General features: G+C 56.8%; 9 protein-coding genes. 7 read left to right on the top strand and 2 right to left on the bottom strand.

From position 1 onward, the window contains the following. A complete protein-coding gene (locus tag HU765_RS18335; RefSeq protein WP_186622126.1) occupies positions 1–1,614 on the top strand; it encodes a type I restriction-modification system subunit M in 1,614 nt (537 codons plus the stop codon). A gap of 701 nt (positions 1,615–2,315) precedes the next feature. Here the strand turns inward: HU765_RS18335 and HU765_RS18330 are convergent. Both HU765_RS18330 and HU765_RS18325 read right to left on the bottom strand, forming a co-directional pair. Further along, entirely contained in the window at positions 2,316–3,566 is a 1,251-nt protein-coding gene (locus HU765_RS18330; RefSeq protein WP_095126160.1) for a ribonucleotide-diphosphate reductase subunit beta, read from the bottom strand. Between the two features lie 561 nt (positions 3,567–4,127). After that, positions 4,128–4,388, bottom strand: coding sequence for a DUF2790 domain-containing protein (locus HU765_RS18325; RefSeq protein WP_186622125.1), 261 nt, complete (start codon positions 4,386–4,388; stop codon positions 4,128–4,130). Between the two features lie 447 nt (positions 4,389–4,835). On the opposite strand from HU765_RS18325, the gene acs reads away from it, so the two are divergent. The 6 genes from acs (at position 4,836) to HU765_RS18295 (ending at position 11,657) form a co-directional block, all read left to right on the top strand. Next, complete coding sequence (acs, locus tag HU765_RS18320) at positions 4,836–6,791, top strand: acetate--CoA ligase (RefSeq protein WP_186622124.1); 1,956 nt, start codon at positions 4,836–4,838, stop codon at positions 6,789–6,791. 710 nt (positions 6,792–7,501) lie between these two features. Next, on the top strand, positions 7,502–8,275 hold the full coding sequence (locus tag HU765_RS18315; RefSeq protein WP_186622123.1) for an ABC transporter substrate-binding protein: 774 nt from the start codon (positions 7,502–7,504) through the stop codon (positions 8,273–8,275). 91 nt (positions 8,276–8,366) lie between these two features. Then, a complete protein-coding gene (locus HU765_RS18310; protein WP_186551461.1) occupies positions 8,367–9,056 on the top strand; it encodes an ABC transporter permease in 690 nt (229 codons plus the stop codon). After that, positions 9,053–9,751 (top strand): ABC transporter permease, encoded by a 699-nt coding sequence (locus HU765_RS18305; RefSeq protein ID WP_101155916.1) that lies wholly within the window; start codon positions 9,053–9,055, stop codon positions 9,749–9,751. The genes HU765_RS18310 and HU765_RS18305 overlap by 4 nt, the downstream gene beginning before the upstream one ends. Position 9,752: 1 nt before the next feature. Then, positions 9,753–10,865 carry a succinylglutamate desuccinylase/aspartoacylase family protein gene (locus HU765_RS18300; RefSeq protein WP_186622121.1) on the top strand — a complete coding sequence of 371 codons (1,113 nt, stop codon included), beginning with the start codon at positions 9,753–9,755 and terminating at the stop codon, positions 10,863–10,865. A 27-nt stretch (positions 10,866–10,892) separates the two neighbouring features. After that, the gene (locus tag HU765_RS18295) at positions 10,893–11,657 is read left to right on the top strand and encodes an ATP-binding cassette domain-containing protein (RefSeq protein ID WP_007912705.1); all 765 of its coding nucleotides are present in this window, start codon (positions 10,893–10,895) and stop codon (positions 11,655–11,657) included. Positions 11,658–11,859: the final 202 nt, after the last annotated feature.

The raw sequence follows: 11,859 nt of genomic DNA, 5'->3' as shown, positions 1-11,859 counted from the left end.
ATGACCAATAACGACCAAAAAGAACTGGGCAACACTCTGTGGAAAATTGCAGACGATCTGCGCGGGGCGATGAACGCCGACGACTTTCGCGATTACATGTTGTCGTTCTTGTTTTTGCGTTATCTCTCCGATAACTACGAAGCAGCTGCCCAAAAAGAGTTGGGGAACGATTACCCCAAACTGGAAGTGGGTGACAAGCGTGCACCTTTATCTCTGTGGTACGCAGCCAATTCCGACGACATAGCCGAGTTTGAAAAACAGATGCGCCGTAAGGTGCATTACGTTATTGAGCCCGCCCACCTGTGGAGCAGTATCGCCGAACTGGCACGCATCCAGAGCGACGACTTGCTGCATACCCTGCAACGCGGCTTTAAATACATTGAAAACCAGAGCTTTGAAAGCACCTTTGGCGGTCTGTTTTCCGAAATTAATCTGGACTCGGAAAAGCTCGGTAAGAACTACTTACAGCGCAATTACAAGCTGTGCACCATCATTAGCAAAATCGCCGAGGGCATCGCCAAATTTTCCACCACTAGTGATGTGCTGGGCGATGCCTATGAATACCTAATCGGTCAGTTTGCCGCTGGTAGTGGAAAAAAAGCCGGTGAATTTTATACGCCGCAGCAGCTGTCCACGATTTTGTCGGAAATTGTCACGCTTGACAGCCAGGAGCCGGCCACTGGAAAAAAGAAGAAACTCGACAAGGTGCTGGATTTTGCCTGCGGTTCCGGCTCGTTGCTGCTCAATGTACGCAAACATATTGGCCCGCATGGCATCGGTAAAATCTACGGGCAAGAATCCAATATCACCACCTATAACCTAGCGCGCATGAATATGCTGCTGCACGGGGTGAAAGATTCCGAGTTCGAGGTTCACCACGGCGACTCTCTGCTGAACGACTGGGATATTTTGAGCGAAATGAATCCGGCGAAAAAACTGGAGTTCGACGCCGTTGTAGCCAACCCACCATTCAGCTACCGATGGGAACCGAACGACGCGCTAGGCGAAGACTTTCGCTTTAAAAGCTATGGTCTTGCACCCAAATCGGCGGCGGATTTTGCCTTCTTACTGCACGGTTTTCACTTTTTGGGCAAGGAAGGCACTATGGCCATCATCCTGCCCCACGGCGTGCTATTCAGAGGCGGTGCAGAGGAACGCATTCGCTCTAAGTTACTGAAAGATGGCAACATTGACACAGTGATCGGCCTGCCCGCCAACCTGTTTTTCTCCACTAGCATTCCCGTGTGCATTCTGGTGCTGAAAAAGTGCAAAAAACCTGACGATGTGCTGTTCATCAATGCCAGTGATTACTTTGAAAAAGGGAAACGGCAGAACCGCCTTCTCCCAGAACACATCGACAAGATTATTCAGACTTACCAACATCGCAAAGAGGAAGACCGCTACTCTCGCCGCGTAACCATGGAGGAAATCGAGAGGAACGATTTCAACCTTAACATCTCGCGCTACATCAGCACTGTAACGGCTGAAGCAGAGATTGATTTGCGGGCAGTTAATGCGAACTTGGTGGATGTGCAGAACCAGATTGCCCGCACAGCGCATATACATAACCAATTCTTACAGGAGCTGGGGTTACCATTGCTGCCCGAGAAATGAGTCGCTCCTCGTGATGAGGGATTGGCCGGTTCGACCTGTGTAACCACAGGCTCATACTGCTCGGCTCCGGATGGACCGGCCGCTACTCCCACATAGCGGCCAGTTTTGATCGTTAGAGACCGACGCAACATGGCCTAATTAGCAGTCCTCTGGCCGCTTCGGAAACAAGCTCTCACCGAACAAACTAGCCGCACGCTCGAAACCAAAACTATCGCTTCGCAAGATCAATTGATAACTGAAAATCATTCGCGTAAAACAGAAAATTCAAGCGCAGGTTTTTTGTTCAGATAGCACTGAGCAGCCAAGCTTACCCGATGGACGCTCAAGCTGAATTGCTAAACGTCAATCGGGCTTTCAGAGATAGAGGCAAGCCATGTTTACGCCCAATTGAGTTAGCTTCGTCGTATACCTCGAAAACTCCGTCGACACACTATGTTCATCGGGTCTGCTACAGATGCGGATACGCTGATTTCCAGCGCACTGGCTCTAACGTTTTTACTCTCAACTAGGTCAATACGATGACCAGCACAACGCAGCCCTTTCGGCCAATCGCTGGGGGCTACAGTTTCTGAGGGACTGGGTGCGCTTAGGTATAAGCGGGTGACAAACAAAAAGGCTGCCATTTGGCAGCCTTTTGGGTGAATCCATTTCACATTTAGTGAGAAGGTTTCGCGATCTAGTGATTCTGAGCGGCGAGACTATCAATCCCAGCTCAACGCACCACCCGTCTGATACTCAATAACCCGCGTCTCAAAGAAATTCTTCTCTTTCTTCAAGTCCATAATCTCGCTCATCCAAGGGAACGGATTCGTAGTCCCCGGATACTCTTCCTTCAAACCAATCTGCGACAAACGACGGTTAGCAATGAACTTCAGATAGTCCTCCATCATCGCCGCATTCATGCCGAGTACGCCGCGAGGCATGGTATCCCGTGCATATTCAATCTCCAGTTGAGTCCCTTGCAGGATCATCTGGGTCGCTTCTTCCTTCATTTCAGCATCCCACAAGTGCGGGTTTTCGATTTTGATCTGGTTGATCACGTCGATGCCGAAGTTCAGGTGCATGGATTCGTCGCGGAGGATGTATTGGAACTGCTCGGCGACGCCGGTCATTTTGTTGCGGCGGCCCATGGAGAGGATTTGGGTGAAGCCGCAGTAGAAGAAGATGCCTTCCAGAACGCAGTAGTAGGCGATCAGGTTCCGCAGCAACTCTTTGTCGGTGTCCGGGGTGCCGGTTTCGAACTTCGGATCGGAGATCGAACGGGTGTATTTCAGGCCCCAGGCGGCTTTTTTCGCGACCGATGGGATCTCGTGGTACATGTTGAAGATTTCGCCTTCATCCATGGCCAGCGATTCGATGCAGTACTGGTAGGCGTGGGTGTGGATCGCCTCTTCGAAGGCCTGGCGCAGGATGTACTGGCGGCATTCCGGGTTGGTGATCAGGCGGTACACGGCCAGGACCAGGTTGTTGGCAACCAGGGAGTCGGCGGTGGAGAAGAAGCCGAGGTTGCGCATGACGATGCGGCGTTCGTCGTCGGTCAGGCCTTCCGGGTTTTTCCAGAGGGCGATGTCGGCGGTCATGTTGACTTCTTGCGGCATCCAGTGGTTTGCGCAGCCGTCCAGATACTTCTGCCAAGCCCAGTCGTACTTGAAGGGTACGAGTTGGTTGAGGTCGGCGCGGCAGTTGATCATGCGCTTTTCATCGACGGCGACACGGGCGGAGGCGCCTTCGAGTTCGGCGAGGCCTTCGGCGACGTCGAGGGAGTTCAGTGCAGCTTTGGCGCGGGCCACGGCGGCCGAGTCGTCGGCGGTCACGGCGCGGGCTTCGAGTGCAGCGGCGCCGCCGGCGTTGTCGAGGCGGTCCATGTTGGCTTCGCTCGCGTGGCCGGCGTTGGCGCCTTTCACTGCGGCTACTTCACTGTCTTCTTTGTCGAATTCGTCCCAGCTCAGCATGACGTGTCGTCTCCTGCGTGAGGGCCTGTCGCCCGTGTGAAACCTGATTGGTTGGTTTTTCACATGGTCGTACAGACCGCGTTGGATCTTAAGGAATCGTTTTTTGCAGCAGCTATACGCGGGCAATAAAACAGAATTTGTACGGGTTTTCCGAGAGCCTCTGACGGGCGCAAATCACGTGAAACGCGACTGCGGGGCTTCAGACAGGCTTTTCCTCCCTGTAAGGGAATATTGCTGACCCGATTAGGGCGGCATTATAGGGAAAAAATCGGGGGTGTGGGGGAGGGCGAAAGCGCGCAGGGCGGTCAAGCGGCAGGGGGATTTTGCTCGGAGCGAGGGATTACAGGGCTTTCACTGGGATTGGCCGCTGAGAATTTTTTTTGATTAATTTTTTCGCGGGGGTCTGGTTGTTCAAGAAATGAGCAAAAAACGGCGTTTTTCACTATATCTTGTGTTTTGCAAGCCTTTTCAACGACTCCAGACACAACTGAGCCCGACCGAAGCCGGGCTGGAATCGACCCTCAATGTGGCGCTGAGTGGTCCGATTCGGTGCAGTCTGATTCAGTTCGTGCAGCCGTTGCCCATGATGCTGTAGCGCAGGATGTGGCGTTGGCCATTGTGGTCGTCGTATACCATTTTTGCCGGTACTACTTCGCAGACATTGGGCACTTCGCTCATCGAAACAACTTTGGCGATGTCCAGGTGCGTGGAGTAAGTGTATTGCTCGATAACCGGCTGTTGCTGTGCGACATCAGTCTGGGCCTCTTCTGCCATGGCGGTTGCGCACAGACTGCTGAGGGCCAGAACTAATAAAGCTTTCATTTCTGATTCACCTTTTTGAGGTCGAGTGGGGTCACGCAACCTTTTTAGGGTTGCGTGTGGAGCTTCATGGTTGGTGCGTTACTTGGAGAGCTGGATTAACGGCCTTCGTGGGGGCTGTAACGTTGTTAATCGCGTTTTGCCTTGTTGGCGAGGTGAATTTTAGGGGGGCGAGGCGAGGGTAAACAGAGCGGGTTTTGATAAACACTTTTCGCAGATTTGGTAACAATCGGCTGGGTGGGTTTGTCTGACACACCGTGGTGTTTGCATCGCTTGCAGGCAAGCTCCCACAAGGATCGCATGTGGCTCGAAAGGGTATTTCAAGTCAGCAAAGGTGGATGTCTGGATATTTTGTAGGGGCTTGTTACTACCATCGTCGAATGGTTCTATGGGCCCCACCCGGCTACAACGGGGTCATACAAAAACAACTATTACACCGAGGTAGGAAAGATGAGTGCGGCTTCTCTGTATCCCGTTCGTCCCGAGGTTCTGGCTAACACGCTGACTGACGAGGCGACCTACAAAGCCATGTACCAGCAGTCGGTCGTCAACCCTGACGGTTTCTGGCGCGAGCAGGCCAAGCGTCTCGACTGGATCAAGCCTTTCACCACGGTGAAACAGACGTCGTTCGACGATCACCATGTCGACATCAAGTGGTTTGCCGACGGCACCCTGAACGTTTCCTACAACTGCCTCGACCGTCATCTGGCCGAGCGCGGCGATCAAGTCGCGATCATCTGGGAAGGTGACGACCCGTCCGAAAGCCGCAACATCACCTACCGCGAACTGCACGAACAAGTGTGCAAACTCGCCAACGCCCTGCGTGGTCAGGACGTGCACCGTGGCGACGTGGTGACCATTTACATGCCGATGATTCCCGAAGCCGTGGTCGCCATGCTGGCCTGCACCCGGATCGGCGCGATTCACTCGGTAGTGTTCGGCGGTTTCTCGCCGGAAGCGCTGGCCGGTCGCATCATCGACTGCCGTTCGAAAGTAGTGATCACTGCTGACGAAGGCATCCGTGCCGGCAAGAAGATTTCCCTCAAGGCCAACGTCGACGACGCGCTGACCAACCCGGAAACAAGCAGCATCCAGAAAGTCATCGTCTGCAAGCGCACCGGTGGCGACATCAAGTGGAACCAGCATCGCGACATCTGGTACGAAGACCTGATGAAAGTCGCGGGCACCGTTTGCGCGCCGAAAGAGATGGGCGCCGAAGAAGCGCTGTTCATCCTTTATACCTCCGGCTCGACCGGCAAGCCGAAGGGCGTGCAGCACACCACCGGCGGTTATCTGCTGTATGCAGCGATGACCCACGAGCGCGTGTTCGACTACCGCCCGGGCGAAACCTACTGGTGCACCGCCGACGTCGGCTGGGTCACCGGCCACAGTTACATCGTCTACGGCCCGCTGGCCAATGGCGCGACTACGCTATTGTTCGAAGGCGTGCCGAACTATCCGGATATCACCCGGGTGGCGAAAATCATCGACAAGCACAAGGTCAACATCCTCTACACCGCGCCGACCGCTATCCGCGCGATGATGGCCTCGGGTCAGGCCGCCGTTGAGGGCGCCGATGGCAGCAGCCTGCGTCTGCTCGGTTCGGTGGGCGAGCCAATTAACCCGGAAGCCTGGGACTGGTATTACAAAAATGTCGGCAAGTCGCGTTGCCCGATCGTCGATACCTGGTGGCAGACCGAGACCGGCGGCAACATGATGAGTCCGCTGCCGGGTGCTCACGCGCTGAAGCCGGGTTCGGCGGCGCGGCCGTTCTTCGGTGTGGTGCCGGCGCTGGTCGACAACCTCGGCAACATTATCGAGGGCGAGGCCGAAGGTAATCTGGTGATTCTTGATTCGTGGCCAGGCCAGGCACGTACGCTGTATGGCGATCACGATCGTTTCGTCGATACCTACTTCAAGACCTTCCGTGGCATGTACTTCACCGGTGACGGCGCGCGTCGCGATGCCGATGGTTATTACTGGATTACCGGCCGTGTGGACGACGTGCTCAACGTCTCCGGCCACCGCATGGGCACGGCCGAGATCGAGAGCGCGATGGTGGCGCACCCGAAAGTCGCCGAAGCAGCGGTGGTGGGCGTGCCGCATGACATCAAGGGGCAGGGCATTTATGTCTATGTGACCTTGAAGAATGGTGAAGAGCCGACCGAGCAGTTGCGTCTGGAGCTGAAGAACTGGGTGCGCAAGGAGATCGGGCCGATCGCCTCGCCAGATGTGATTCAGTGGGCCCCGGGGCTACCGAAAACCCGTTCGGGCAAGATCATGCGCCGCATTCTGCGCAAGATTGCCACGGCGGAATACGACGGGTTGGGCGATATCTCGACCCTGGCGGATCCGGGTGTGGTGCAGCATTTGATTGATACGCACAAGACCATGAATGTGGCTTGAGCCATAGCCGCGTGAAAAGCCCTGTCCGGTGATGCCGGATGGGGCTTTTTTGTGGCTGGGGGTTTTGTGGTGGCTGGGCTGGCCTCATCGCGAGCAGGCTCACTCCTACAATGGATCGAGTTTCTTCAGTTGGAATGCCGTCAACTGTAGGAGTGAGCCTGCTCGCGATAGCAATCTGTCAGACACCGCTGTGGCCGCTTGTAGGAAACCGAAACCGCCCAACCAATAATTATCGATCTGCGCCGTCAGACCTTTCCCGATGTTACCCAGCACCGCCCAATGTGTAACCGCCCGCCCCGCAACGGGGCGAAGGGAAACGCCATGCCCCGGTTTAGAGCCGTAAACCCCACGGTGAAAAATTAGACATAACGCTACGCTTGCCGGATTAGAAGGGTTTGCGAATAATAGGCCCGCAATTTGCAGCATAGATCGGTTCACTGTCTTTCGCTCTTGCATGAAATTGCAGGGCTGTCAATGAGCTCAAGTCGCTTTCTCGGTGCATCTGTAATTAGTTGTCGCATTGAAGAAATATCGGCTTCGGGCCTGTCGTTAGAATGCCGATCACTCGCTCATCGTGGCTGATGTTGAAACCTCCTTCGGTTTCAATCGGAAATTTCCCACCGATGCGGCACCGATTTCCTGATTCACCATTCGCATATTGGGCTGTTGCTCACTCTGCCGTTTTTGCCCTTTACCGATGGAGTCCCAAGATGAAGAAACTTGTGCTGCTTGGCGCCCTGGCACTGTCCGTGCTCTCGCTGAATGCCGTCGCTGACGAAAAGCCTGTGAAAATCGGTATCGAAGCGGCTTACCCTCCGTTCGCCTCGAAAGCGCCGGACGGCAGCATCGTCGGTTTCGACTACGACATCGGCAACGCGCTGTGCGAAGAAATGAAGGTCAAGTGCGTGTGGGTCGAGCAAGAGTTCGACGGCCTGATCCCGGCACTTAAAGTGCGCAAGATCGACGCGATCCTGTCGTCGATGTCGATCACCGAAGATCGCAAGAAGTCGGTCGACTTCACCAACAAGTACTACAACACCCCGGCACGTCTGGTCATGAAGGCCGGTACTCAGGTCAGCGAAGGTCTGGCTGAGCTCAAAGGCAAGAACATCGGCGTACAACGCGGCTCGATCCACGAGCGTTTCGCCCGCGAAGTGCTGGCTCCGCTGGGTGCCGAAATCAAGCCGTACGGTTCGCAGAACGAAATCTACCTCGACGTGGCCGCCGGTCGCCTCGACGGCACCGTGGCTGACGCTACCCTGCTGGACGACGGCTTCCTGAAAACCGACGCTGGCAAAGGTTTCGCGTTCGTTGGGCCGGCGTTCACTGACGTCAAATACTTCGGCGACGGCGTTGGCATCGCGGTCCGTAAGGGCGATGCGCTGAAAGACAAGATCAACAGCGCCATCACGGCCATCCGTGAAAACGGTAAATACAAAGCAATCCAGGACAAGTACTTCGCCTTCGATATCTACGGCAAGTAAGACGTCTCTGCGACAAGTCCGAAATGGCGCAAGCAACAGAATCTCTGCGGTTTGCGCCATTTTTTCATCCCAACTTTCGAGGACCTGAATCATGTTGAAAGGCTACGGGGCTGTCATCCTCGATGGCGCATGGCTGACGCTTCAGCTCGCCTTGTCGTCCATGGCCCTGGCCATCGTTCTCGGGCTGATCGGTGTCGCGTTGCGCCTGTCGCCGGTGCGCTGGCTGGCGTGGCTGGGCGATCTGTATTCCACGGTGATCCGCGGGATTCCCGATCTGGTGCTGATCCTGCTGATCTTCTACGGCGGCCAGGATCTGCTCAATCGCGTCGCACCGATGCTCGGCTATGACGACTACATCGACCTGAACCCGCTGGCCGCCGGTATCGGCACCCTCGGTTTCATCTTCGGTGCGTACCTGTCGGAGACTTTCCGTGGCGCGTTCATGGCGATCCCCAAAGGCCAGGCCGAAGCGGGCGTGGCGTACGGCATGAGCAGTTTTCAGGTGTTCTTCCGGGTGATGGTGCCGCAGATGATTCGCTTGGCGATTCCGGGCTTCACCAACAACTGGCTGGTGTTGACCAAGGCCACCGCGCTGATTTCCGTGGTCGGTCTGCAAGACATGATGTTCAAGGCCAAGCAGGCGGCGGATGCCACGCGTGAGCCTTTTACCTTCTTCCTCGCGGTGGCGGCGATGTACCTGGTGATCACCAGCGTGTCGTTGCTGATCCTGCGTCAACTTGAGAAGCGCTACTCGGTAGGCGTAAGGGCGGCTGATCTATGATCTTCGACTACAACGTCATTTGGGAGGCGCTGCCGCTGTACTTCGGCGGGCTGCTGACCACCCTCAAACTGCTCGCGCTGTCGCTGTTCTTCGGTTTGCTCGCCGCACTGCCGCTGGGCCTGATGCGCGTGTCCAAGAACCCGATCGTCAACGGCGCCGCGTGGCTGTACACCTACGTGATTCGCGGCACGCCAATGCTGGTTCAGCTGTTCCTGATCTACTACGGTCTGGCTCAGTTCGAAGCAGTACGCGAGAGCTTCTTGTGGCCGTGGCTATCCAGCGCAACGTTCTGCGCGTGTCTGGCCTTTGCGGTCAACACCAGCGCCTACACCGCAGAGATCATCGCCGGCAGCCTCAAGGCCACGCCGAACGGTGAGATCGAAGCGGCCAAGGCCATGGGCATGTCGCGCTTCAAACTGTACAAGCGCATCCTGCTGCCGTCGGCCCTGCGCCGGGCGCTGCCGCAGTACAGCAACGAAGTGATCATGATGCTGCAGACCACCAGTCTGGCGTCCATCGTGACCCTAATCGACATCACCGGTGCGGCGCGTACGGTCAATGCGCAGTTCTATCTGCCGTTCGAGGCCTACATCACGGCCGGCGTGTTCTACCTGTGCCTGACCTTCATTCTGGTCAAGCTGTTCAAGCTGGCCGAGCGTCGCTGGTTGAGCTACCTCGCGCCACGGAAGCACTGATATGCAACGCATCGATCACGTATTGCCTTGGAGCCATCTGGGCAGCGAGCGCAAGGTTTCGGTATTCCGCTTCGGACAAGGCGAGCGCAAGGCCTATATTCAGGCCAGCCTGCACGCTGATGAGTTGCCGGGCATGCGCACCGCCTGGGAGCTGAAAAAGCGCTTGGGCGAACTCGAAGCCCAAGGCCTGCTCAATGGCGTGATCGAGCTGGTGCCGGTCGCCAACCCGCTGGGTCTTGGGCAATTGCTGCAAGGCAATTTCCAGGGCCGTTTCGAAGCGGGCAGCGGCAAGAATTTCAACCGTGATTTCGTCGAACTCAGTGCGCCGGTTGCGGCGGCACTGGGCGACAAGCTCGGTGATGATCCGCATGCCAATGTGCGGCTGATCCGTCAGGCCATGGCCGATCATCTGGCCGCATTGCCTGAGGCGAGCAGCCAGTTGCAAGGCATGCAGCGTGTGTTGCTCAGCCATGCCTGCAACGCCGACGTCGTGCTCGACTTGCACTGCGATGCCGAAGCCGCGCTGCACATGTACGCGTTGCCGCAGCACTGGCCGCAGTGGCGTTCGCTGGCGGCGCACCTGAACGTCAAGGTCGGTTTGCTGGCGGAAGATTCCGGCGGCAGTTCGTTCGACGAAGCCTGCTCGCTGCCGTGGCTGCGCCTGTCGCGGCAGTTCCCGGATGCACAGATCCCACTGGCGTGCCTGGCGACCACCATTGAGTTGGGCGGACAGGCCGACACCGGCCGCGTCGAAGCCGAGGCCCATGCTGAAGGCATTCTGGCGTTCCTCGCCGAGCAAGGCCTGATCACCGGCGAGTGGCCGAACCCGGCCTTCGAGCCGTGCGAAGGCATGCCGTTCGAAGGCACCGAATTGTTGTTTGCACCGCACCCCGGTGTGGTGAGCTTTTCCCGCAGGCCCGGCGAATGGGTCGAGGCGGGCGACGAGATTTTTCAAGTGATCGACCCTGTGTCCGATCGGGTCAGCACGGTGTGTGCTGGTACGTCCGGGGTGCTGTTTGCCATTGAACGGCTGCGCTATGCCCAACCCGGTTTCTGGCTGGCCAAGGTGGCGGGGCGCGAAGCGCTGCGTCACGGGCGCTTGCTCAACGACTGACTGACTGTTTTTGTGAGAACCGACCGCATGTACAAACTTGAAGTCCAAGACCTGCATAAACGCTATGGCAGTCACGAAGTGCTCAAGGGCGTGTCCCTGAAAGCGGCCGCCGGCGATGTGATCAGCATCATCGGCTCCAGTGGCTCCGGCAAAAGTACTTTTCTGCGTTGTATCAACCTGCTCGAGCAGCCGCACGCCGGCAAGATCCTGCTCAACAACGAAGAGCTGAAACTGGTGGCGAACAAGGACGGCGCGTTGAAAGCTGCCGATCCGAAGCAGCTGCAACGCATGCGTTCGCGCCTGTCGATGGTGTTCCAGCATTTCAACCTGTGGTCGCACATGACCGCGATTGAAAACATCATGGAAGCGCCAGTGCATGTGCTCGGCGTACCCAAGTATGAAGCGCGCGAAAAGGCTGAGTACTACCTGAACAAGGTCGGCGTCGCTCACCGTAAGGACGCCTTCCCGGGGCACATGTCCGGCGGCGAACAACAGCGCGTGGCGATTGCCCGTGCGCTGGCGATGGAGCCGGAAGTGATGCTGTTCGACGAGCCGACCTCGGCCCTCGACCCGGAACTGGTCGGCGACGTGCTGAAAGTCATGCAGGCGCTGGCTCAGGAAGGCCGCACCATGGTTGTGGTGACCCACGAAATGGGCTTCGCCCGTGAAGTGTCGAACCAGCTGGTGTTCCTGCACAAAGGCGTCGTCGAAGAAAGCGGCAACCCGCGCGAAGTGCTGGTCAATCCGCAGTCGGAGCGCTTGCAGCAGTTCCTGTCGGGTAGCCTGAAATAAAACAGGGCTGCCGTTGTGCACTTCAATAGTGCATGCTTCGCAGCCCTTGGGGACAAACGAAGTCCCCTGTAGGAGTGAGCCTGCTCGCGATAGCGGTGTAACTGTCAACGCACTGGTTGTCTGAAAGACCGCTATCGCGAGCAGGCTCACTCCTACAATGGATCTGCATTGTTCGCGATGTGTATTCATTTCCGGGCTAGCA

Origin of the sequence: Pseudomonas sp. SWRI81 (assembly GCF_014268545.1) — a bacterium.
Lineage (GTDB): Bacteria > Pseudomonadota > Gammaproteobacteria > Pseudomonadales > Pseudomonadaceae > Aquipseudomonas > Aquipseudomonas hamedanensis.
This window is presented reverse-complemented; position numbering and strand designations above follow the sequence as displayed.